The following is a 23,107-nucleotide window of genomic DNA, read 5'->3' as shown; positions in this document are numbered from 1 at the left end:
ATATTATAAATAGTATGTTATTGAAGAGATAAGTTATAATATTATTTATTATGTTCAGCAATTTCTTCTATACCTCTATAATAATAGTTTACAAGCTCCTCGCCAAGAGTATTAAGTGCAAAGATGCCTTTGGCAACTAGTTTATCGAGAAAAGAGGCTCTAGACGCTAACTCATAAGCTAAATCATCTGTGTCAAGTAATAATTGTAGTCTTATACTCTTCTCAGCCAACGACTTAGCATCACTAGGATCATATAATCCATTGTTTTTAAGCCCAACGATCTTAACTGGTTTAATATTCTTGGTAATCTCATATACACTTCTAACTCTTCTTACACCATTAATGTTTTCTAAAACAATAATGCTCCATATACTAGATAACATGTTTTTCGGAATTGATATTGGTGGAGAAATAAGTCTTTCAATAACAGTCTCTGCGTCTTCACCATGAAAAGTTGCTAAAACCCCGTGACCCAGCCTACTAGCTTGTAATAAGAGACGCGCTTCCCTCCCCCTTACCTCGCCAACAACTATATAATCTGCTCTTCTACGCAAGCTAAACTTTAATAAATCATACATGGAAACATTAATGCTTTCACCAATACTAACTATTCTCTCAACCAAGGGATCCCATAAACCAGTCGATCCCGTTATTTCAGGTGTATCCTCTATCGTTACAACTCTTCTCGTGGGCGGTATAAGTGTTAGTAATCCTTGAAGAAGAGTCGTTTTCCCAGTACTCATGCCTCCAACAATAAGTATTGAGCCTCGTAGCTCAAGAACTAACCATGCATATGCTGCTATCAATGATGATAACATTTTCATATCTATTAGTCTTGTAATAGTCCATGGAGTGCTAGGTTTTTTCCTAATAACCACGCTACTACCTTTCCTAGATATTTCCCGGCCATAGGTTAAGCTAATTCTTAGACCATCATTTGTTAAGCCTTCTGCTAATGGTTGTGCTATTGATAAATGCTTACCCATCTTACGCGCAATACTTAGGACTAGTCTATCAATTACTTTTTCATCTATGTAGATATTAGTATTCATCCATCCATACCATGAGTATTTCCTATTTATTATCGATACAATTTTATCAGATGCATTGACAGCTATTTCCTCAATATACGGATCAATTATTAGTGGATACAGTGATCCATATCCACTTGATATCTTGAAATAATAATAGTTAACTCGGATCGGCTGTTCGGAATATATTTTATGAAGTTTTTTATCATTAATATTTGAGAGCGTCTCCTGAATGCATATATTATTTTTACAATTAGGGTTTTCTATGTACAGCTTGGAGACAGCATATATAGTGTCTTTATCATAGCTTGGCTCGTGAACTATGTATTGTAGAAGGCTTTTACCTGTTCTATTAATATATATTCTTACAACGTTTCCGACAACATATTCTTCAACTATATTTACAGGCTTAACTGGGATGATTACTGTTTTCTCAATGTATTCTTTTATTATTTCGTGAAATGCTTCTTTAATAATTAGCTTTTTTACTTCAAAAGACCTTTTACGGGTGAATTGATGTTTGAGAAATTTAAAAAAAGAATTAAATTTATTTATCCTCATTTTTGCTCATTCCTCAAATAGTTACTTAATAATATTTATCATGACAGGTTCTGTTTCTCCGTTATCATATTCAATAATTACATAGTGGTTTGTGGTTGTGTCTAATGTTTGGTTTATGTATAGGTTTATGCTTTTAGTAACACCTGGTTCTATAGTCACATCGGTATTAACCGATAAATTGTCCGGCAGGATCCTCACTCCAGTTATTTTTGCTGATGTGGTTCCAATATTGGTTGCCTTTATATTGAGTATTGTTTGACCATTATCTACTAGCATTTTTGCAGATAATACTGTTATTGATGCAAATTGTTGGGGTGCTTGCAACGTGTTCATTACATAGTTATATATAATTACGCCGCCTGCAACAGTTATTATTAACAATAATGCTGCCGCTATTAGTGGTGATATCGCATTCATATTATGTCTCACCATTTACTGTTGAAAAACCATTAAAGCTGTGCATTAATGAAAAAGATTTATTTCTATGAGAGTGTGGGAGAAGAGTGAAAGTATTACTATATATTGTATTTTCTGATATATACTTTTGCTTATAAAGTGTTACAAAAAGTATTATATTTAAGGATGATAAAACAGTGGTGATTATATATTGGCAGCTACTAGCGAGACAGCAGAGAATTACAAAGCGATTAGTGCTGCAGAATTCTTTTACAAATACAAGGAAATAGCTGGATTTGCTAACCCAGCTAGAGCTCTATATCAAACAATTAGAGAACTAGTAGAAAATGCTCTGGATGCAACTGATGCTCATGGAATATTGCCTAATATTAAGGTAACTATTGAGAAAGCTGATCAAATACATGAGTATTATAAAATAACCGTTGAAGACAATGGTATAGGGATACCTCCACACATAGTTCCCGAAGCATTTGGTAGAGTATTGTTTAGCTCAAAATATGTTCTTAGACAAACACGTGGAATGTTTGGTTTAGGAGTTAAAGTAGCGGTTCTATATGGTCAAATGACCACTGGTAGACCAGTGGAGATAATTACTAGCCAGCCAGGACTTAGAAGAATATACTACTATAAATTAAGAATAGACATTAACAAGAACCAGCCAATAATACTGGAGAGAGGTAGTTGGAGAAAGAATAGAGATTGGCATGGAACAATTGTTTCATTAACAATAGAAGGTGATTGGAGCAGAGCTAGATTCAGGGTAAAAGACTATATTTTGAGAACAGCTGTTGTAACCCCCTATGCAAACATAGTGTTCATGACTCCTGAGGGAGAAATATATTATTATAAGAGAGCAATCGATAAATTGCCCTCGCCACCTAAACAGGTGAAGCCTCACCCATACGGTGTTGATCTAGAATTATTGAAGAGAATACGTGAAACAGGCAAATATGCAACATTATACGATTTATTAATTAAGAGTTTCCAAAGTGTAGGAGATGTTACAGCAAGAACACTTATCTCACAGGCAGGTCTGGATCCCAGCATTGACCCCATGAAAATCAGCGATAAAGATCTTCTAAAACTAGTAAATACAATGAAAAAATACGATAAATACAGACCTCCAACAGCCCAAGCACTATCTCCCCTAGGCCCAGACATAATAAAAGCAGGATTAACAAGAATATATGAGCCGGAGTTCGTGGAGGCAACTACAAGAAAACCATCAGCTTATCAGGGACACCCCTTTATAGTTGAAGCAGGCATAGCTTATGGTGGAAAAGTTCCTATGAGCCCATCTGATAAGCCTAACCTACTGAGATATGCTAACAAGATACCCCTCCTATATGATGAGGGGAGCGATGTAATAACCGCTGTGATAAAAGAAGATATCAACTGGGATAATTACCTAGTACACCTTCCTGCACCAATAATTGTCTTAGTACATATATGTAGCACCAAAGTACCCTTTAAAGGAGTAGGCAAAGAAAGCATAGCCGATGTTCCAGAGATAAGGAAAGAAATAAAACTAGCAATCTCAGAAGTTGCCCGCAAGCTACGAAACCATTTATCCAAGAAAATCAGGGAAGAGGAAAAGAAGAAGAAAATAGTTAATCTTGCAAAATATATTCCGGAAGTTGCACGGGCATTGTCAATTATAATAGGCGAGGACGGTTTAGACTACAATACTATTCTTGATAAATTAGCTGAAATAACAGCTACTAGAACAGGTATTCCGAAGAATGAAGTTGAAAAAGTAATTAAAAATGTAGAGATCGGAACATGAAGGGTGAGATAAAATGGTTATTTCCAGTATCGATAAACTCGCGCGTGATAAAAGTATCGAAATATTGAGGAAGAAATTCAGATTACTGGCTAAAAGAATAATTGAAGGAAAAAGACCAGTTATAGTCATGCCAAAGAGAATACTGAGCAATACAATCTATGATGAAAAAAACAAATTACTTCTTCTAGGACCAGAAATGCAACGCAGAAGCTTCTTAGACGTAAATGAGGCAAGAAAATTTATGCAAACACTTCTAATGGCATCAATAATATATGAAGCACTAGCTAACAATGAATATCCAACAATACGTGATCTCTACTATAGAGGTAAACACACAATAATATATAGAGACCTACATGGTAGAACTCATCATGAAAACACATGGGATGAACAGCGAGAATCTGATTCTGTAATTAGAGATTTAGAAGTATACCTGGGAGTACTAAGAGAAGAAATGCTCATATTAAGCAAAGAGAAAGGCAAAGTAGTAGGTAACTTAGTTATTAAAAGCGGAGACGACACAATTGATCTGAGTAAAATGGGTCATGGAGCATACTCTATAGAACCAACACCTGACCTGATAGAGTTCAAGGATGTAGATGCCGAATATGTATTAGTTGTTGAAAAAGATGCTGTCTTCCAACAACTACATCGATACGGCTTCTGGAAGAAACAAAAAGCAATACTAATAACAAGTGCTGGTCAACCAGATAGAGCAACTCGTAGATTTGTTAGGAGATTAAATGAAGAACTAAAACTGCCAGTATATATTTTAGCAGATGCTGATCCCTATGGATGGTATATATATAGCGTATTCAAAATAGGATCAATAACATTATCCTATGAAAGCGAAAGATTAGCAACACCAAGTGCTAAATTCATAGGTGTAACAATGACAGATGTATTTGGAGACGAAATCATTAGAGAGAAAATAAAGGATCTAAAATCAATCAAAACAATATCATCCTCCACACTACGAAAACTACCAAGAAAGAAACCATATCTAACAGAACAAGAACGTAGAAACTACATTATCAAGGCAAAACCAAAAGATATTGAAAGAGCAGTCGAACTAATAGGATACGATGTTGCAGAAGCTTGTCTCGAGAACAAAGAACTAAAGAGTAAGATCAGGAGAAAAAAGGAGGGATTAGCAGGATATCCATGGTTTAGAACACCAGAATGGATCAGAGAACTATGCATATTCTTCAAAACACTATCAAAACTCGAAATAGAAGCTATGGCAAGCAAAGGCCTCAAATTCCTCGCAGACAAATACATACCTGAAAAAATCAATGTAGGAGACTGGATAGATTAAATTAATTAGGCTCATCAAAGGAGAATAATGAATTTAACTACGAAGAAATTTGTAAAGATCAGCTGAGACAGGTTTATTCATCCCCTATATGGGTCTTTCCCGTGGAATCATCATTCTTCTATATATTCAATTATTTCATGGTAAGTATTTCTTTTACAGTATGGGCAATAATGATAGAGCTCTTTAAACTCCTTCTTCAACGGATAGCTTACTAGTAGTTTCCATTTATTCCCGCATGTTTTACATCGAAGTATCCAGTATGTCATTTATTTTCCCTTCCTAACCTTAATTATTCCTTTTTCGACCAGTTTATTAAGGGCTTTTCTTAAAACTTTTCTCACAACATATCTTTTATCAATTGTTCCGAATAATCTTACCGTAGTTGATCGGATGCTGCCTGTCCTCGTAAGATCTAATAGGATCTCCTTATCTTTTTCATCTAATTCATTCTCTAAATACCTAAGTGCTATGCGGGCAATGTCTGCTGGTTCTAGTCCTAGATAAGGATCCTCGGTTTCTAAATGATCCAGTCTCTGAACAACCTTGAACTCAATAATTGTTACCCATTCATCATCTTTTATGTCTGGATAAACTTTTTTCAACTCATCAATTAGTTCTCTACGGCTAGAAAAACCATCTTTCACAGCATCTTCATCTGTTAATTCATATAAGCGTTTATAATATACTTTCTCAACAGAGATTTTCGCTATAGGTCTTCCTGCCCCATGAACTATTATTTCTTTATATCTAGGTTTGACAATTCCTCTCCTAATAGTAGCTTTCTTTCTACCGCTAAGAATATCATTTATATATTTCCCCTTAACCATTAAATGTCTTCCAATAAATTTCTTAGATCCCCTAGTCGTCAAATTGCTCCCCAATCATTGAGGAGAATTAATTAAAAATTCATGCATGATAACTAGGTATAGGTCTTTTACTCAGATACTTAGGCATTGTTAAGGATACTCTGGGATAATTCTTTGTTTCCTCCTCTAAGATCCTTATCAGCTCGTCGGTAACCATAACTTTTTGATCATTTGTTCTCCTTATTCTAACATTTATAGTATTACTCCTAACTTCTCTTTCGCCAATGACTACTATGTATGGTATCCACTCTCTACCAGCATCCCTTATCTTTTTCCCTAAGCTCTCACCACGATCATCTATATCTACTCTAAACCCAGCATTCTCTATTTTCTCAGCAACTTTTTCTGCATAATCCAAATACTCGTTCTTTATAGGTATAATTCTTACCTGCACCGGGGCTAACCATGTTGGTATATATGGTGTCTTACCCTCTTTCTCCATTAATGCCGCTGTATCAAATATTGTATATATGAACCTCTCAATACCACCAATAATTGCTGTATGTATGATTACTGGATGATGTTTTTCTCCTTTCTCATCAGTATATGTAATATTGAATCTTTCACCATTACCAATATCTATCTGAAACGTTGCAATCTCGCGTGGTCTATTCAAATTATCTATAATATGGTATTCAACGTTTAGCACCCAATAATATATTCCACTAGGTATAACAGATACTAGTACTGGATAATTTTCTCTGCGCACAAACTCTATGAGAATATCCCGGTATTTATCGAAGAAATCACTAGTAACATTATATAGTGCCACATATTTTCTACCAATCTTAGCTATTTCTTCGAGAATCTTATCCTGCACTATACGTGATATCTTAATTGCTTCATTTAGATCTCTATTCAAGATATGTAGATCGGGCATATAGAATTTTCTAAGTCTGAAACACAGGTTGAGTTCTCCCCTCTGCTCAAGACGATAACTATCAGCTACTTCAAACATTCCAAATGGTAAGTTCTTATAACTAATAATCCAATCCCTTAACATAGCGAATTGTTGATGACAAGCAGCATATCTTAATACAAATTTCTCATTATCAACTTTAAGCTCATATAATCTATCACCAAATAATAGAGCATGTTCAAGAACAGGTTTTTCTGATAAATTGAACATATTAGTACCCATAACCTTGTAAACTGGTATTCCTAGACTTCTCACAATATTCCATGAATACTGCATAATAGACTCCATTATAATTACTGCGTGAGGCCCATACCTCATATGTCCATGATCACTCATGGGTTCCCATTCAAACCCGAATTTCCTACAGTAATCATTTACTCTATTAACTCCTCCAGGAAGTTCTTTTCCAAAAACCTCTTTATCAACAAGTATTTTTAGATCAGGATATTTATCGTAGTTAAACTTTTCTGGATCATAAACCTTACCGTCCGGCGTCAATATATAGAATTCCTTCTTCAATTCCCGCCTAACAACTTCTCCGCCTCCAGTGATTCTTATCGTTTTAGATAACTCGCTTAATGGGTGGCCGTAGCAGTCAAGCATAAATTCCTTATACCATCCAAAAGGTGCTCTATAAACTTCTAAATCTGTTTTACCACGTAGTTTCTGCTCCAACAACTTCATAATTTCTAGTGCTTGACTAGGCGATGCTAGATCAGATGATAAATGAGCATATGGATATAACAATATAGTTTTCGGCTTAACCCTATTAGCTATATCGAGTATTTCAGTAACAGCTTTCTCAACAACTTTTTCATTATCTCCTTCCTCAACACTTGTAAAGACAACTAAAACGTTCTCAAAGAAACCCTCTTTATTTTCATTAGTAAGTTCCTCGGGTTTATCTAGAGCTTGTGATAATGCTTTATAATGAAATTTTCTAGCATGTATTGTTAATATCCTCAATTAGTATACACCACACAGATACTTCTTGCTTAGTAATTCTCATATCAAATATACTGGATAAAAATCTTCTATTCCAAAACCTATTCTGACTAAATAACTGTGCTTGGTTGTTGGCCTATTTTATCTCTAGATTGCATAGGTTGAATTTGTGGTAATCCAGGTAATGGTGGAGGCACACCTAGGGATCTAGTTAACAATATACTTTCTGCAAGCATGTTTGTGAAAACCGCTTGTACGATTGGAGGCGGGATCTTCTTATTCCTAATATCTTTTTCAAGCTTTTCTAACTCGTTTTTATTAGTAGTGATAACAATAGCGTTTCCCTTCAATACTATCTGTACAACAGGAGGCATAGATGAAACGGTGAAGGTGAATGGTATAAGGTATTGATTATTTCTCCTGTATGGATTACTGGCTGGAAGCGCTAAGTTAACATTGAACTGTATTTTTGGAGGTAAATTCTCGGATAATCTCTCTGCATTAATGCTTGAAAGCTGAACTGATACAGTAAACAACTCTGCACCCCTCATTTTATATGAAATAAATATGGCCTATTATATTGATAGATGACTATATTTATTAACCCATATTGTTTATACTAAATGTGAGTAGTGCAGCGAAAGTATTATAGGTCTATTTATAAACACCATATATTGGGTTGGGGAGAAAATGTCCAAAGAGAAAGAAATCAAATCCATAAGAGATATTCCAGGGGTAGGCCCAAGCATAGCTGATAAACTAGAAGCTGCAGGATTCACAACACCATGGGCAATAGTTGTAAGTCGTGCAGAAGAACTAGCTGAAAAAGTAGGAATACCCTTACATACAGCGGAAAGAATAATAGCTAATGCTAGAAAATTACTAGGCATAAGATTCAAAACAGCTAAAGAAGTAAAACTCGAGAGACTAAGCGTTAGAAAAATAACCACAGGTAGCAAGAACCTAGATGACTTATTGGGGGGAGGTATTGAAACAAAAACAATCACAGAATTCTTCGGAGAATATGGTACTGGGAAAACACAGATATGTCACCAGCTAAGTGTTAATGTACAGCTACCACCTGAGAGAGGAGGATTATCCGGTAGAGCTGTCTATATAGATACCGAGGGAACCTTTAGATGGGAAAGAATAGAAGCTATGGCTAGAGGATTAGGACTAGATCCAGATGAAGTGATGGAGAATATTTATTATCAGAGAGCATATAATAGCGATCACCAAATAGCAATAGTTGAAGAACTATTCTCGTTCGTGCCGGAACACAATGTGAAACTAGTAGTAATTGATTCTGTAACAAGTCATTTCAGAGCAGAATATCCGGGAAGAGAAAATTTAGCGGCGAGACAACAGAAACTCAACAAACACTTACACCAACTAGTAAGACTCGCTGAAGCATACAATATCGCGGTAGTAGTAACAAACCAGGTAATGGCTAGGCCAGACGTGTTCTATGGAGACCCAACACAAGCAGTTGGAGGACACGTATTAGCTCACACTCCAGGAGTTAGAGTCCAGCTGAGAAAAGCTAAGGGACACAAACGCATAGCAAGAGTAGTAGACGCACCACACCTTCCAGAAGGAGAAGCTATATTTGTAATAGTTGATGAAGGAATACGTGATCCCGAAGAGTAAGGCAGAATTAATATATATTAAACTAAAAACTTGAGAAACAACAATAATGGATAATCCCCTATAATCAATAACATAACTAATCCAAATAATAATAGGACAATATACGGAATACCATAAGTTACCCATATATAGTTATTCGGAGAAATTTTGCCTTTACTAATTAAGCGTTTAAGGTTTTCATGATGATCAATATAGTCTTCTTCAACACTAAATGAGCTCCTATATATTACCTCAACACCCTGGTCATTCTCCTTGAAAACTGTTAACGGATAATAATGTTTTTTCCTCAAATAATCTGATATCTTCATAGGTGTACCAGTAAGCAAATATATGAGCTTAAGTAAATAGCTAATGTTTCTCGGAAGCTTATCTCGGTGAACCAGTAATATATACATTATTTTAAATGGTAGATATACCAAATACACTATAGTAGAATACAATATTATAACAAAAACTGGGGGAATATGTACACCTTCCACACCACTAGTTAGTAAAGAATACTTATAAATATCCGTGTAAGGAAACAGAAAAGCGAGCGAAACAATAGCTATTACATCTGCAGCACCCATATAGCCTAGGAAATAAAGTGCTAAAGGAACCCCCCCGCCAAACAATAATGACATCATTATAAAACTTATAAGAAACACTGTAAACTCATACTGTGTAATAGTAAAAATAAACAATACAATACTAATTCCCAGAAAAGACCATACATAAATATCTGGTATATCCCGATACTTAATATCATATATAGAAAAAATAAATAAAACAATTAAGGAAAACACTATTTTAACCAAATCGATCAATACATGTATATCCAAGGGTATAGCCATGAACAAACACCCAATGTTAAACATTATAAGCACCGATATGAAAAGCCGCAACATAAAAAGCATTCTTAAAAGAATAAAACCATTAATCAAAAATAAAGTTTCTCTTTATATTATCTTCGAAAACAATACCAAATACATAGTTCTAGCATATGATAAACCCGTTACTAGATACTATAAGAGGAAAACAATAGATTATCTAAGCGGTTTAACAATTAATCTCAAAGAAGCAAGTATCATACATGGAAACAAAGTATTTATACAAATATATTGGGACGGGACCTATTTTAGGATAAAAACCATAGACTCACCACTAATAATTAAAATAGTTGCTGATATAAACAATAACCCACTAGAATATTTCATGGTGAAATAAAAATTGTACAGAATACTCTGGAACCCTTGGAGATACGAATATATACGTTCCACATTAAAACCCAAGAGGATATGCATATTCTGTGAATTACCTAAGAAAAAAGATAATGAAGCATATATTGTTTACAGAGGAAAATACTCCTATGTAGTACTCAATGCTTACCCATATAATAGTGGGCATCTACTCATAGTACCATATAAACATACGCCTTCAATAGAGGATCTAGAACCAGAAATTCTGACGGAGATGATAGAACTACTTAACAGATCCATAAAAGCATTACGTAAATCATTTACCCCAGATGGTTTCAACATAGGATTAAACATTGGGAGAGCCGCAGGTGCAGGTGTAGAAGAACATGTACACATACACGTTGTTCCTAGATGGGTTGGAGACTCTAATTTCATGGCTATAATTGCTTCAACAAAGACACTGCCTATTAGCCTACAAGAAACATATAGGATAATAAGGGAAAACTGGGAATGATTATTAATGGTGAAGAAGCCCTCGATCACTGATTAGTGATGAAGGCAGGGTTTAGCTGAAAACAATACATAGGTGAATAAAACTGCTCAGCAAATCACATTTCCGAATAATTGAATCATATATTTTCCTAGGCGATACAAGATATAGAGTAGCAATAATTGGGACAAACATAATATTTAATGTTAAAGCTTCTAGTGAGAAAGAAGCATTAGAAAAAGCTTACTCATTAGCAGTAAAAATGGGCATAACAGATAAGATAGTAGAAGATATAAAGAATAGAATTAAAACACTGCAGAAACAATAATTTCTTTACGAGATGAAGACACTTGCCCCCCAGAGACCCGTAGGGGATGAAGACATTACCGCGAACTGATCATATCTTCTTTGATCTAAGCTTTCTAAAAGCCTCCAGCCTTTCATTATACTCTGAAACTAAGCGTTTAATATAATCTTTTAACTCGTCGGGAGGAACTCTTTCAAGCAGTTCCCTGAAAAACTTGGATGCACATCTATTGCTATGGAAGGTAAGTAGTAGACCATCATATTCTATAATAATACCTTGTCCCTCAGGAAATACTCTACCGCAAACTATACAGTTATACTTCTTCTTCGGCACACTGAACAACCCCTAAATCCTTAATCTTGTTTAACAGGTCAGATGTAGAATCAGTATATAATCTTACTCTGAAATTCTTATTAGTTCTACTCCTTAACTCTACGAAATGCCTCTTTAAATCATATTTATAGCATAGATCGCTTGTTAATTCTATGAAGAACCTATCATTGGCGATGATCCCCTTTTTATAGAGTATGAAGTTCTGTGGCAACATAATGTTGACTCCGCTCATTTTACCCATAATAAAGAATCTAAGTATACTGAGGATACCGAATACAAATTCATACATTATAAAGAAGTCTAAGAAGTTGACGAGGACGGGATTGCCTATAATACTCGATAATAGCTCATGTACTGGGACAAATACGAATTGTCTATAGAGAGGAAATATTATGAACACTAAGAAAGTTAATAATAGTAAACTCATAGATGCTGTAAACTGTTTTTTTAACTCAGCTGTTAAGAGTTTATCCAGCATTGCTATTTTTATAGCATTATTTTCCTTGAACAATGGCGATCCCAGTTCTTTCTTAGGAGGTATCTTGCTCATTTTCCTAGTACTTCTAAACATGAAAGCCATTATTATGATGAAGTATAATATGAAAATATATATGTAATATTGTGGAATGAAAGCTGTCACTAAAGAAATCAACAATATACTTACCTGACTTATAAGTAGCGAGGTTTTACGTGATGGTTGTTTCATCATATTAGATCACACAATTCTTAAACTGTAAATAAACTGTACAGTATTAACTATTAATACTCCTTTATAAATCAATTTTTACTAGCAGATAATATAATACTCCTAAAACAAAACCATAATAGTGGATGATGAATCGCCACTTATCAGATAGTTGTGAAGAGGGTCCGTGTTACTGACACATCTTATTAATCATTATGATTACAATAATGGAAAAGGCGATGAGGAAATGCCCGAGACGGATGCTTATTCGGTGAAGAAGTTATCCCCATCCGAGCCTATGTTAATAATTAGATTACTCGTAGAAACTCCTAGGCAAATTCCCCTAACCAAGATAGAGAAGGTTCTGTCAAGAGAATACGGCTATAAAACCATGATCACATCTCCATATTCGCTAGAAGCACGGATAAGTATGCCTATAAGACTGCTTTCTGAATTACTCAATAAGATAGAATCTACAATTAGAGATTTATCTATGAAAACCTCGAGTATTTGTATAGATTACTATATTACTTTAAAAAACAATATGTGCTTATGCAGTGTATACAAGAATAAAATAATTAGAAGAGAAGTCCTAGGATCAAAAACATTTTGTTTGATGGAGATCAACGACGATATTGTAGCGTATATTTATTGTAGATTAGATAAAAGGTATCAAACTATAAGGTTCTTAGAAAAAGAAAAGATCATAAATAGCGATCTTCTACAACTACCTAAAACATTATTCATAAAATGCATCGAAGAAGAACATGCTGAAGATATTGAACGAATTAGATATAATATAGAAGCATTTATTAAGAATATATTACGGGACACCAAGTGATGAACGCCCTATCCCTAGACCATATGGGATGATGAATCATCGAACCCAAGCTGAACATTACATCATAAGCAGTAACTATGTTGTTCCTTAATGATCCCACAACAGACATTGTTTTCAAAATTATTATTTCATTTCTAATGGGCGCTCTAATAGGTTTAAAAAGAGAAAGAACTCGTATCGTACTTTTTGAGAAAAAGAGTAGTGGTAAAGAATATTCTATATTGCCGGGAATATGTTCTTTCGGCTTACTAAGCTTATATGGAATGATATTATCATATACATCATTCAATACAAGTTATTCTGATGTACGTATTGTATTAACAGTGATTGCCCGTGCTTTATGATGCGCGGGCTTCCCCCTCTTGGGTTGGGTTTTCACTCTCTTCATTGAGGGAGCTATTGGGGCTCGACACAGATCATACAGAGCCCTTCATCCACGTTCCATTAACCATTATATTATAGGGGTTTACAAAGCGAACTCAATAATTAAAACAATCATGGTTTTCACAATCTCCAAAACAATTATAGTATTTAAATAAACGAATAGTCTATGAAGCTATTGCTGCATCAGTATTCGTTACCTTAATACTTGCAACCAAGCCTTCAATATAAGCATTTGTTCATTGCTTTTTTAGGTGGCTCAGTTAATAGTGAGGTTGCAATATCCAATATAGCTATAATATTGCTCGTATTAGTTGCACCATTGTAGAAGACCTTAAATATTAGGTATAGACCTTAACAATACACAGTTAAGATACTGAGGGGGAGGAGGTAGAAGAATTGTATTCGCCGACAACAAAAATAATTGATATTGGTAAAAGACCAATTGATGACTATGTATTTGAAGCAATAATTAGTTTTCAAGAAGGAGTAGATAATATTATATTAAAGGGGAGAGGAGACTTTATAAGTAGAGCCATAGACGTGTATTGGGCATTAAAGGATCGTCTTGGAAACAGTATTGAATTAGTAGATATTGAAATTGGAAGCGAGAGAGTAAGGGGAAGAATGAGATCATATATTGCATTGAAGATCAGGAGAAAATACTAGGCGGAAGCTTCTGCTACAACCTCCCTTATCGATAATGGCAACTTATATCTCCTAATTCTATCTATAACTCTACTTATCTCATCAGCCGCTCTCATCTCTCCCTTAGCTATCAAATCGATCCTCATCTCCATATCCCTAGTTGTATCAATAGATACCAGCTCTGGAAAACTATTAGATAAATAATCATATACTTCTATACCGGTCTTAGTAGGTATTAAGAATCCTCTCTTCTTAGATCTAATAACATATCCGTGACGCACAATATTACTTATGATCTTGGAATAAGTACTTGGCCTACCTAATCCATGCTCCCTCATTAACTTAACTAAGCCTCCTTCTGAACAGAGAGGCTTTGTGGAAGTAATCATCGTCTTAATATCTTTAATGCTTATATCGATCCTATCATGTCCTTTAAGGAAACCATAGGTCTTCGGTCTCATAACAATGTTAAATCCTTCCTCAACTACTTCAATAGGTAAAACAAGTGTTTTAACTATCTCATTATTGATTACAACATCGTATTCGCTGATAAGAGCTTTATATGGATTCATTTGACTAGATATGAATCTCTTAAAGATTAAGTCATATATGCGATAATGTAGCCAAGTCAACGGGATTGTAGGAGTAATTATTCCCTCAACAACAGCTTTCTCGAGATCCTCCCTATCAAGAGGATGAACCGGACGTATTGCCTCATGAGCCCCTTTATTGCCCCAATGGCTTGGATGAAAATGTTTCGATAGATTCTTGTTTTCAAGATATTTAGAAGCAACACTTATACCAGCTGATGATACGTAGTGATAACTTGTTCTATGATAAGTTATTAGCCCCGATTCAAAGAGTTCTTGAGCTATCTTCATAGTGAGGGTTGAAGGTATACCTATACGGGAAGCATCATATAATAGTTCATCTGTGGTATATGGTGGTGGAGGATTAAATGTTTCTATTCTAGAATTCTTCAATACAAGTGTTACATATTCTACGCTACGCATTTTCTCGTAGAGATCTCTATCTTTTAAATCAATACATATAGAGAACTTGAGGCCTTCACGCTCAGTAATATATATTATTTTCCTACACTTATTAGAAACATATTTATTGTAGTGATCAATGATCCATCCCAACACGGGAGTCTGTACTCTTCCAGCCCCTAACCAGTTCTTAGAATATTTTCTCCAAAGTTCTTGGCTTAAACTAAAACCTATAACTCTATCCAGCACTCTACGATAAATCTCGGCTTCAACAAGTTTTAGATTAATATTTCTTTTATTCTCCAAAGCATTCAAGAACTCATTAAGTGTTATTTCATGTAGTTCTATACGCCAAACCCTATCTACGAACCCCTTAATAGTCAAGTAGACGTCATAAGCTATTTTTTCACCTTCAATATCTGGATCAGTAGCAATATATACTTCATCAGCTTCTTGAGCAAGTTTTCTAAGTACATTTACAACCTCATATGAATCCGTAAAACTTGTACTACCACATCTAGGACATCTATCTCCATAAGTGAATTGATAACCACAAACTCTACAACGCTTGATTGAAGTATATACAGGGGATATTCTGTTATTCTCTATTAGAACACCATGATTAGGAATAGAGGGATCAGTTGTTAAATCGAATAAGTGTCCACGAGTAGCTACAATATTTAAATGTATAACTTCAGAGTCTTTAACAAAAGGTATCTCATAAACACTTATTGAACCAATTTTTCTCCTAACAGGTTTTCCGAAAAACCTAGCAATAGTTTTTGCTTTAGTAGGAGATTCAACTATTACTAATATGTTTCTATAAGTTAAAACAAGTCCTTTCAGTTCTTTCCTAGTCTTTTCTAAAAGCTTTTTCTCCTCATATAAATCAATATCATTAATATCTTTGAAACCAAAACCACGGCTAAACATGTTCATCTTAAGACTTAATCCATTAACTAAATTACTTAGAAAATCATATTCTACAACCAAGGATAATCCATGAGTCATTTTTCCTAAATATAATCTGCTACATCTACCGCTTGCCTGTATATATGTCATTACATCTGGAATTAAAGCGTAGAACTTGTTATTATCGTGGTAGAAGGTAATAGTATTCATATCAACAACTTTTTTCTTAGATAATAATTCTTCAAGAGATTTTCTTATATCATTATAGAAATCCAGTATTTGTTCATAAACCTTAACTATACGGGAATCCTTGCCAAGATCATTAATTGTTATCTTATTTTTTAACAACATAGATAATAGTTTTATCTCGCCATTATTGAGTGGAAAAACTAGCTTTCTTATTGTAGAGGCAACTCCACGAAACCTTTGATCACCAAGAACTTCACTTAACATTAACGAGACACGTATAAGCATATTAGGAGATGCAAGAAACGAGCCAAGCTCGACTGTGAATAGTGGAGTACCAATAAATAATACGTATTTTATGGTTTCAGGAGCATCTATGCCGCGGACACTAACTCCATAATAGCTGGAACTACCTATTAGAAAATCATATTCGCCTCTAACAAACTTTTTAATAGTTGAAGGATTAGCTTCAGCAACACGGTATCCTTTCTCTTCAAGCTTCCTCCTTAATAGCCCGACTAATTCAATTAAATTCTTCTTTAAAGGATGTCTTGGGCTTATGAAAATTAAAGCTCCTGGGCCAAGAGTCTCTATAAAGCCTAGTATTTTATCAGTGTCTCTTACATGATCACTTATTAATAGATATGTATCAGTTATGTTTCTACCATAAATAGTGATCCCTGAAACATCTATTCTTAAGAGATCCCGCATAACCTTTGCATAAATACCCTTCATCCTACCAGTAGCGGAAGCTATTACTACTTGTTTCCTGCTAGAATTCCTCAGCAGTTCATCTATCTCTGCTTCAATCTCTATTAATTCCTCAATATATTTTCTATAATCTTCCTCCTTATTCAACGACTTTGAAAGCATTAGTTTCCATATAATAGAGTTTCTCTTCTTGGCTTTCTCAATTAATTCCTCTCGAAAACCAAGGAGTTTCATAAGCCTCAATATATTCTTGGAGCTCCTCATCAACGAGTCAACATCGTCTATAACTATTAACCCAATATGATTCGGATCAAGGAGATCATAGTGTCTGATTAAGAAATGATTTGTTAAAACAAGTATATCATACTCATTATTCTTAATCTTTAGGAGTACTTCTTCTCTTCTTTTCTTGCTTAATCCTGAATCATAAAACAATACATTAATACATGTCCCACAAACATTTTTAACGGCCTCAATAATCCTGGTATAGATCTGTTTAGCTAACGCCCGTGTAGGTGCGAGGAATAATACTTTTTTATTATAGTTCTTAGCAACATATACACTATAAACTATTAGAAGAGTTGTTTTACCCATGCCTGTTGGTGCAACAATAACTGTGTTCTCACCATTCAATAATCTCTTAGCCCACGTTAACTGAGCACCCCAAGGATTGAGATCTCCGGTAGCTTTTCCGAAGAAATGCGTAAAATCTTCTAAATCCTCCTTAAAAGCATGATATAAAGTGACCGCGTTAATAGAATTTCCCGGTTCATCACTACATTTTCCACATACTCCAAAATCCCATAAACTATTAGCAAAAACATCTCCACGACAAGTTGGACAAAGATTTTTATATATAGGATCAAGTATTTTCTCCAACTTATAAACACCCTCGTTGAAAGAATTGTTTTAAACAATTAGTTTAAAAAGAAAAGACCCGATAACACCGATTAAAAGATGAGAGAAAAGCTTTTATAGACTATATAGTATTTAAAGACTCCCAGACAAAGAAACAACTAATCAACTAGGTGAAACAAAAATGGCCGAGGCACAACCACAAGCTGCAAATACTGTATTAGTAGGTAAAAAACCCGTAATGAACTATGTAATCGCAGTATTAACCCTAATACACCAAGGCGTCAAAGAAATCGTTGTAAAAGCTAGGGGAAGAGCAATAAGCAAAGCAGTAGACACAGTTGAAATAGTTAGGAACAGATTCCTACCAGGCAAAGTAGACATTGAAGACATCAACATCGGCAGCCAAACAGTAACAAACCCAGCCGGACGCGAAACCAGAGTAAGCACTATCGAGATAAAACTCAAAGTTAAAGAGTAAAGAAGCCAGTTAAACCAGTACAATAATACGAAGTAGTTTTTCTAAATAAAACACCATATATAGAGCTCTAGGGTTTTCTCCTCAACTTTTTAACACATACATAACTCTTCAATAACTCATCAAAATACTCAGTGAAATCTATACATTTATACATATATTCCCCTACGCGAACAAGTAAACCAATTCTTTTAAGTCTACGGAAAACGTTATATGCAGTTTTATTGTTAAGCAATAACTCATTAACTAGAACATCTACTATATCACCAGTATTCCATACATCATTCTTCTTTTTAACACATAATAGATAATATGCTATAAGCTCTCTTTTCTTCAGTAACCTGCTCCAACGAGATCTACATTCTTCACTAATAACCAATCTATTTTTCCTCACGTATACTCTTCTAACCCACCAGTACCCTGCTCCTCCTCGTATAGTTCCACAATTATCCTAGCCTTAACCTCTTTACTACTAAATGGGGGAGGAGACTCCCCTAGATCAACGGCTATAACAACAGGATTACCCATGCTATCCTTAAATCTTATCTCAGCAACATATCTTCTCTTAGGTCCTTCCTGAAGACTCTTCATCAACGTATCCATAATCCTAGTAATCGCCATTTGAAAAGCAACAGGACTAGACAGGTCTTCAGGCTTCAAAACAAGATGACTAGCACCATTAAGAACTTGTCCAATACGAGCCTTAGCCTGAAACACTCTTAATACTTTAAACCCGTGTTCATCATAGCTACCCATATATAACACCCTAAACCTATCTATAAACTATAACAGCTATATATTGTAATCCCTCAACAGTACTTTATGGGAAAAAATATGCCGAGAATAGTTTCCGGGACAATATTGATGGAACCATATAGTTTAAGCTATGATGAAATCGGAAAACTATTATTAGAAGCAATTAAGCAAGATATTAAACAAATTCATTTCAATACTAAGCCAGGATATTCACTGCTAAGAATAGGTAAGAAAACATTTTATCAACCAATAGCCCCTCTCACAATAGTGTTTAAAGAAATCAGTAGAGAAACCATTCTAACAATGTGTTCTATACTAGAAAACAGTAGATGTATCGAACTATTAAGAGATACATGGCTAGACATATCACCTATAAATATAGAGATCCTCTATAGAACGTATAAGTTAATAGAAAAAAGTGGCCGAGAAGAACTAAGAACTAACCTTACCATACACGTCGAAAACATTAATGAAGAATATATTGATTACATGGTTATAGACTACATTAATACCCCACTAACATGGCTTTCCAGAAGAAGAGAATTCACTGATCCAATTTATAGAAGCGCTCTAAAAAAATATACTAAAGAATATCCTCGAAAAATCATGCTCGGCTTCCTGATCAGAGAAAATAATATAGTTGAGCCATACATAGTTATTGAACGTAGAAATAACGAGATCCATGTAGAAGCATATAAACCAGCTAAACCGAGAATAGAGAAAATACTTTTCTGGCACATGGTCGACATACTATTATAGAAAATCAGTAACTAATATAAGTATTCATCGAGATCAACACGTTTACGTTTCCTAGCATGATACTCTTCCGGAGTCTTCTCGAGAACAATTTCATACAGCCTAGCCTCTACACCATTAGGTTTAGGTCTAAGAATTCTTCCAAGCCTCTGAATAAACTGTCTACGCGAACCAGTTCCTGAAACAATTATTCCCACATTTGCATCAGGTATATCTAATCCTTCATCACCAACTGTTGTTACAACAAGTATTCCATTATCCCTATTTTTGAATTCTTCAAGCACTCTTTTCCTCTTCTCAACTGGAACCTCGCCTGTTAAGAGATAAGCGTTAAGTTTCTCAGCGATCTCCTTGGCTTGTTCAATGTATTGGGTAAAGATTATTATTTTTGACCCCCTTCTATACTCTTTCTCAGCGATCTCAACTGCTTTATCTATTTTAGACTTAGATTTAGCAAGAATCATTCTCATCTGATTATGTATTCTCAAAGCATTCTTAGCTTTCTCATCTCCTTTAAGAGCAGAATCCAAGACTTCGTTGAAGCTTCTACCACCACTTAAAACTTTATATGTTTTCCTTAAGTCTTCAAATAATTTTTTCTCATCCTTTCTAAGACCGACCTTGATAGTTAATACACGATAACGAGCAAGATAACCCATATTTGCCAGCTCAGCTGCTGATCGATAATAAATTATTCCACCTAGTAAGGGGAAAAGTTCTTCATGCCGTCCATCCTCACGCACAGGAGTAGCCGATAAACCCATTCGATACCTTGAAATACTATGTATAGCTATGTATCTGAATTTATCAGCTGGTAAATGATGAACTTCATCAACAATTAATAAGTCGAAGAAAGGAGATAATTCCTTAATATTCCTGAAACCGCTCTGATAAGTAGTTATAGTTATTGGAGCTAATCTTTTCTCCCTACTATAAATAAGACCTACCAAGCCAGGCTCAGCAGTTGTATACTTATATATTTGTTCCCGCCACTGAAACATTTGTTCTCTAGTATAAGTTATTATCAATGTTCTAAGACTCGTTTGAGCAATAGCTGCTATACCTATGAGTGTTTTACCAGAACCTGTGGGGAGAGCAACTATTCCTTTACCATTATTCTTTATCCAAGCCTCCAATGCTTCTCTCTGATAAGGTCTAAGCTCTACCTTTCTAAGCTCGATCTTGTAGGGTAGTTTTTTATCCCGTAACAATCCGCTACGATCAATTATTTCAAACCCTTTTCCTCTAAGAACACCTATTAGATCCCATAGTTTATAAGGGATCAATTTATAAACAACACGGTCTCCACGATAACCTCTGAAACGAGCACCGCTCTCTCTCAAAACACTTTTAATCCTACGATCAATACTTGTTGGAACGTGTAATTCGACAAAACCATTACTACTATTCCACATAACAAGTATAGATAATGATTTATAAAGAGACTTCAACTCCTCTAAACTAGAAGAATCAATTTCCAAACCATAATCCTCTATTAATTTTAAAACATCTTCTAAACCATAACCATTCCTTAACGCTTTATCAATATTAAAAACAAAAACTCCTCCAACACCCTTTTCAAAACCATTATAATCAGCCACACGTAGAATCTCTTTAAACTCATCGTTTTCAAGCCAACGCTTAGACTTGAAAATGATCAATAAACAATCACCAACACCATACTTATCCCAAATAAATCATTGCTTCCTCAACAGGTAATATACGGTAATACACATTATTCAATCCACCAGATCCACATAAAAACCTGTATGCCTTTACAGAAATATTCCTTGGTATATAAAAATAGACCCTACCCTTAACACTGCGAACAGTATCTGTTAATCTAAAAACATATTCTAGATCCCGATCCAATTGTTTATCGTGGCTTACGGAAACTATTACTCCATGAAACAAAACCCTATACTCATCCCCTCCTAGAGGAGATGCTTGGAGAAACAAGCATACCTCGAAATCCCCACATCTACGACACATTAAAACATATGGTTCTCCCGAACTAATAGATTCTCCTACAACCTCGTATAAATGATCTCTTCTAATATTAAACAATGAAAGAATCGGGTCAAACTCTATTGATTTAATCAATACAGGGGTCACCGCGTGGGTTATTCTTCACCAGATCAGCACTTAAAACCATGCTCATCCCCCAATAAATAATGGGTTTAAAACACATATTTAAAAACCTAATACTATGTTTTAAATCAAATAATGTAAAAAATAATTATTGCGGGAAAGGTGTACAGGGAGTTGGGACGTAAAGTATCGGGTAGAAAAATAAAGGTTAGAATTCCTAGTCAAGCAGAAATAAACTATATGGTTGAGAGAATAAATAAAATATATAGTTCACCAAAGCTCAACAAGTTAAAAGCAAGATTAATGGCTAACGAGATTCTAAGACTATTAAAACCCAGCTTCTCCTATAAATCATTATCAATCCTCACAGGAATACCTGAATCAGTATTGTGCCGCTATGTTCGTGGAAACATTATTCCAAGCTATGAACAAGCAGTAAATATTTTAGCTAAAATATCTTTATCCATAGACATAGATTATCTGCTTAGAGAACTTGTTGAAAGAGAGAAAAGCACAATTATTGATTTATCACGTGTTCTCAAAGACCCATATATTATAAGATTACTAACTATTATGTTAATACTCGAGCTTGCCGGTAGGAATATTACGAAAATAATAGCTACAGCTGAATCAGTATTACCATTAGCAACAATGATCGGATTAGAATTGAATACACCAATAGTATTGGTTAAGAGAAGAGCATATCCAGGAGTAAACTATTATAGCGCAATAATTGTTAGATCACCTAAGGAATCCGAAACACTATTCCTAGACAAAGACCTTATCAATAAAAGAGATAATGTCCTAGTATTAGCAGATGTAGTATATACGGGTAAAACACTTAGTGGAGTAATAAGTTTACTTGAAAGAGCTAGAGCAAAGATATCGGATATAATAGTCATACTAGCACTCGGAGAAAAATGGAAGACAAGACTAGAAGAATACAATGTTAAACCATTAACAAAAATACCATACCCCTTCTAACATGTTTTTTAATAATGGAAGAATCAAATA

25 protein-coding genes are annotated in these 23,107 nt (G+C 34.8%); 11 read left to right on the top strand and 14 right to left on the bottom strand.

The window, feature by feature from the left end; translation table 11 throughout:
* Positions 1-41 precede the first annotated feature (41 nt).
* Complete coding sequence (locus SMAR_RS05095; RefSeq protein ID WP_011839273.1) at positions 42-1,592, bottom strand: type II/IV secretion system ATPase subunit; 1,551 nt, start codon at positions 1,590-1,592, stop codon at positions 42-44.
* Between the two features lie 21 nt (positions 1,593-1,613).
* Complete coding sequence (locus SMAR_RS05090; protein WP_011839272.1) at positions 1,614-2,009, bottom strand: hypothetical protein; 396 nt, start codon at positions 2,007-2,009, stop codon at positions 1,614-1,616.
* A 190-nt stretch (positions 2,010-2,199) separates the two neighbouring features.
* Between SMAR_RS05090 and SMAR_RS05085 the strand changes: the two genes are divergently transcribed.
* Entirely contained in the window at positions 2,200-3,795 is a 1,596-nt protein-coding gene (locus SMAR_RS05085) for a DNA topoisomerase VI subunit B (protein ID WP_011839271.1), read from the top strand.
* Between the two features lie 13 nt (positions 3,796-3,808).
* Positions 3,809-5,113, top strand: a complete 1,305-nt coding sequence (locus SMAR_RS05080) for a DNA topoisomerase IV subunit A (RefSeq protein ID WP_011839270.1) — start codon at positions 3,809-3,811, stop codon at positions 5,111-5,113.
* 110 nt (positions 5,114-5,223) lie between these two features.
* Here the strand turns inward: SMAR_RS05080 and SMAR_RS08555 are convergent, their stop codons facing one another.
* The 4 genes from SMAR_RS08555 to SMAR_RS05065 all read right to left on the bottom strand — a co-directional run bounded on the left by SMAR_RS08555 (position 5,224) and on the right by SMAR_RS05065 (position 8,379).
* On the bottom strand, positions 5,224-5,379 hold the full coding sequence (locus tag SMAR_RS08555) for a hypothetical protein (RefSeq protein ID WP_169696939.1): 156 nt from the start codon (positions 5,377-5,379) through the stop codon (positions 5,224-5,226).
* A complete protein-coding gene (locus SMAR_RS05075; RefSeq protein ID WP_011839269.1) occupies positions 5,380-5,982 on the bottom strand; it encodes an ASCH domain-containing protein in 603 nt (200 codons plus the stop codon).
* 37 nt (positions 5,983-6,019) lie between these two features.
* The gene (locus SMAR_RS05070) at positions 6,020-7,864 is read right to left on the bottom strand and encodes a threonine--tRNA ligase (protein WP_011839268.1); all 1,845 of its coding nucleotides are present in this window, start codon (positions 7,862-7,864) and stop codon (positions 6,020-6,022) included.
* 89 nt (positions 7,865-7,953) lie between these two features.
* Positions 7,954-8,379, bottom strand: coding sequence for a hypothetical protein (locus SMAR_RS05065; protein WP_011839267.1), 426 nt, complete (start codon positions 8,377-8,379; stop codon positions 7,954-7,956).
* 154 nt (positions 8,380-8,533) lie between these two features.
* Between SMAR_RS05065 and radA the strand changes: the two genes are divergently transcribed.
* Positions 8,534-9,493 carry a DNA repair and recombination protein RadA gene (radA, locus tag SMAR_RS05060; RefSeq protein WP_011839266.1) on the top strand — a complete coding sequence of 320 codons (960 nt, stop codon included), beginning with the start codon at positions 8,534-8,536 and terminating at the stop codon, positions 9,491-9,493.
* Positions 9,494-9,510: 17 nt separating this feature from the next.
* On the opposite strand, the gene SMAR_RS05055 is transcribed toward radA, so the two are convergent.
* Positions 9,511-10,326: an A24 family peptidase C-terminal domain-containing protein gene (locus SMAR_RS05055; protein WP_244372338.1), complete on the bottom strand. Its 816-nt coding sequence runs from the start codon at positions 10,324-10,326 to the stop codon at positions 9,511-9,513.
* Here SMAR_RS05055 and SMAR_RS05050 point away from each other — a divergent pair.
* Both SMAR_RS05050 and SMAR_RS05045 read left to right on the top strand, forming a co-directional pair.
* Positions 10,325-10,699 (top strand): hypothetical protein, encoded by a 375-nt coding sequence (locus tag SMAR_RS05050; protein ID WP_011839264.1) that lies wholly within the window; start codon positions 10,325-10,327, stop codon positions 10,697-10,699. The genes SMAR_RS05055 and SMAR_RS05050 overlap by 2 nt on opposite strands.
* 3 nt (positions 10,700-10,702) lie before the next feature.
* Positions 10,703-11,185 (top strand): HIT family protein, encoded by a 483-nt coding sequence (locus tag SMAR_RS05045; protein ID WP_011839263.1) that lies wholly within the window; start codon positions 10,703-10,705, stop codon positions 11,183-11,185.
* Positions 11,186-11,558: 373 nt separating this feature from the next.
* On the opposite strand, the gene SMAR_RS05040 is transcribed toward SMAR_RS05045, so the two are convergent.
* Together SMAR_RS05040 and SMAR_RS05035 are read right to left on the bottom strand one after the other, a co-directional pair.
* The gene (locus SMAR_RS05040) at positions 11,559-11,810 is read right to left on the bottom strand and encodes a hypothetical protein (RefSeq protein WP_011839262.1); all 252 of its coding nucleotides are present in this window, start codon (positions 11,808-11,810) and stop codon (positions 11,559-11,561) included.
* The gene (locus tag SMAR_RS05035; protein ID WP_011839261.1) at positions 11,782-12,510 is read right to left on the bottom strand and encodes a DUF2208 domain-containing protein; all 729 of its coding nucleotides are present in this window, start codon (positions 12,508-12,510) and stop codon (positions 11,782-11,784) included. The genes SMAR_RS05040 and SMAR_RS05035 overlap by 29 nt, the downstream gene beginning before the upstream one ends.
* A 223-nt stretch (positions 12,511-12,733) precedes the next feature.
* Between SMAR_RS05035 and SMAR_RS05030 the strand changes: the two genes are divergently transcribed.
* The 3 genes from SMAR_RS05030 (at position 12,734) to SMAR_RS05020 (ending at position 14,377) form a co-directional block, all read left to right on the top strand.
* Positions 12,734-13,327 (top strand): hypothetical protein, encoded by a 594-nt coding sequence (locus tag SMAR_RS05030; RefSeq protein ID WP_052833841.1) that lies wholly within the window; start codon positions 12,734-12,736, stop codon positions 13,325-13,327.
* Between the two features lie 77 nt (positions 13,328-13,404).
* Entirely contained in the window at positions 13,405-13,671 is a 267-nt protein-coding gene (locus SMAR_RS05025) for a hypothetical protein (protein WP_011839259.1), read from the top strand.
* A 436-nt stretch (positions 13,672-14,107) separates the two neighbouring features.
* Positions 14,108-14,377 carry a DNA-binding protein gene (locus tag SMAR_RS05020; protein ID WP_011839258.1) on the top strand — a complete coding sequence of 90 codons (270 nt, stop codon included), beginning with the start codon at positions 14,108-14,110 and terminating at the stop codon, positions 14,375-14,377.
* On the opposite strand, the gene rgy is transcribed toward SMAR_RS05020, so the two are convergent.
* The gene (gene rgy, locus SMAR_RS05015) at positions 14,374-18,036 is read right to left on the bottom strand and encodes a reverse gyrase (protein WP_011839257.1); all 3,663 of its coding nucleotides are present in this window, start codon (positions 18,034-18,036) and stop codon (positions 14,374-14,376) included. The genes SMAR_RS05020 and rgy overlap by 4 nt on opposite strands.
* A gap of 160 nt (positions 18,037-18,196) precedes the next feature.
* On the opposite strand from rgy, the gene albA reads away from it, so the two are divergent.
* Positions 18,197-18,493: a DNA-binding protein Alba gene (gene albA / locus SMAR_RS05010; RefSeq protein ID WP_011839256.1), complete on the top strand. Its 297-nt coding sequence runs from the start codon at positions 18,197-18,199 to the stop codon at positions 18,491-18,493.
* 67 nt (positions 18,494-18,560) lie between these two features.
* Here the strand turns inward: albA and SMAR_RS05005 are convergent, their stop codons facing one another.
* Positions 18,561-18,884, bottom strand: coding sequence for a hypothetical protein (locus SMAR_RS05005; RefSeq protein WP_244372335.1), 324 nt, complete (start codon positions 18,882-18,884; stop codon positions 18,561-18,563).
* Entirely contained in the window at positions 18,881-19,246 is a 366-nt protein-coding gene (locus tag SMAR_RS05000; RefSeq protein WP_011839254.1) for a hypothetical protein, read from the bottom strand. The genes SMAR_RS05005 and SMAR_RS05000 overlap by 4 nt, the downstream gene beginning before the upstream one ends.
* 78 nt (positions 19,247-19,324) lie before the next feature.
* Between SMAR_RS05000 and SMAR_RS04995 the strand changes: the two genes are divergently transcribed.
* The gene (locus SMAR_RS04995) at positions 19,325-20,005 is read left to right on the top strand and encodes a hypothetical protein (RefSeq protein ID WP_011839253.1); all 681 of its coding nucleotides are present in this window, start codon (positions 19,325-19,327) and stop codon (positions 20,003-20,005) included.
* Between the two features lie 11 nt (positions 20,006-20,016).
* Here the strand turns inward: SMAR_RS04995 and SMAR_RS04990 are convergent, their stop codons facing one another.
* Together SMAR_RS04990 and SMAR_RS04985 are read right to left on the bottom strand one after the other, a co-directional pair.
* Positions 20,017-21,663, bottom strand: coding sequence for a DEAD/DEAH box helicase (locus SMAR_RS04990; RefSeq protein WP_011839252.1), 1,647 nt, complete (start codon positions 21,661-21,663; stop codon positions 20,017-20,019).
* Positions 21,664-21,685: 22 nt separating this feature from the next.
* Complete coding sequence (locus tag SMAR_RS04985) at positions 21,686-22,105, bottom strand: hypothetical protein (RefSeq protein ID WP_244372332.1); 420 nt, start codon at positions 22,103-22,105, stop codon at positions 21,686-21,688.
* A gap of 162 nt (positions 22,106-22,267) precedes the next feature.
* Here SMAR_RS04985 and SMAR_RS04980 point away from each other — a divergent pair, with 162 nt between their 5' ends.
* Positions 22,268-23,077, top strand: a complete 810-nt coding sequence (locus SMAR_RS04980; protein WP_011839250.1) for a phosphoribosyltransferase family protein — start codon at positions 22,268-22,270, stop codon at positions 23,075-23,077.
* Positions 23,078-23,107: the final 30 nt, after the last annotated feature.

Source organism: Staphylothermus marinus F1 (assembly GCF_000015945.1).
GTDB lineage: Archaea > Thermoproteota > Thermoprotei_A > Sulfolobales > Desulfurococcaceae > Staphylothermus > Staphylothermus marinus.
Note: the sequence above shows the minus strand (reverse complement) of the source record. Positions and strands in the feature narration are given on the sequence as shown.

What these genes read in the sequence shown, in the direction of transcription:
- SMAR_RS04995 (WP_011839253.1), top strand. Translation starts at nt 19,325, where the DNA reads ATGCCGAGAATAGTTTCCGGGACAATATTGATGGAACCATATAGTTTA.
- radA (WP_011839266.1), top strand. Translation starts at nt 8,534, where the DNA reads ATGTCCAAAGAGAAAGAAATCAAATCCATAAGAGATATTCCAGGGGTA.
- albA (WP_011839256.1), top strand. Translation starts at nt 18,197, where the DNA reads ATGGCCGAGGCACAACCACAAGCTGCAAATACTGTATTAGTAGGTAAA.
- SMAR_RS05090 (WP_011839272.1), bottom strand. Translation starts at nt 2,009, where the DNA reads ATGAATGCGATATCACCACTAATAGCGGCAGCATTATTGTTAATAATA.
- SMAR_RS05035 (WP_011839261.1), bottom strand. Translation starts at nt 12,510, where the DNA reads ATGATGAAACAACCATCACGTAAAACCTCGCTACTTATAAGTCAGGTA.
- SMAR_RS05095 (WP_011839273.1), bottom strand. Translation starts at nt 1,592, where the DNA reads ATGAGGATAAATAAATTTAATTCTTTTTTTAAATTTCTCAAACATCAA.
- SMAR_RS05055 (WP_244372338.1), bottom strand. Translation starts at nt 10,326, where the DNA reads ATGGCTATACCCTTGGATATACATGTATTGATCGATTTGGTTAAAATA.
- SMAR_RS05080 (WP_011839270.1), top strand. Translation starts at nt 3,809, where the DNA reads ATGGTTATTTCCAGTATCGATAAACTCGCGCGTGATAAAAGTATCGAA.
- SMAR_RS05030 (WP_052833841.1), top strand. Translation starts at nt 12,734, where the DNA reads ATGCCCGAGACGGATGCTTATTCGGTGAAGAAGTTATCCCCATCCGAG.
- SMAR_RS08555 (WP_169696939.1), bottom strand. Translation starts at nt 5,379, where the DNA reads ATGACATACTGGATACTTCGATGTAAAACATGCGGGAATAAATGGAAA.
- SMAR_RS05025 (WP_011839259.1), top strand. Translation starts at nt 13,405, where the DNA reads ATGTTGTTCCTTAATGATCCCACAACAGACATTGTTTTCAAAATTATT.
- SMAR_RS05000 (WP_011839254.1), bottom strand. Translation starts at nt 19,246, where the DNA reads ATGGGTAGCTATGATGAACACGGGTTTAAAGTATTAAGAGTGTTTCAG.
- SMAR_RS05050 (WP_011839264.1), top strand. Translation starts at nt 10,325, where the DNA reads ATGAACAAACACCCAATGTTAAACATTATAAGCACCGATATGAAAAGC.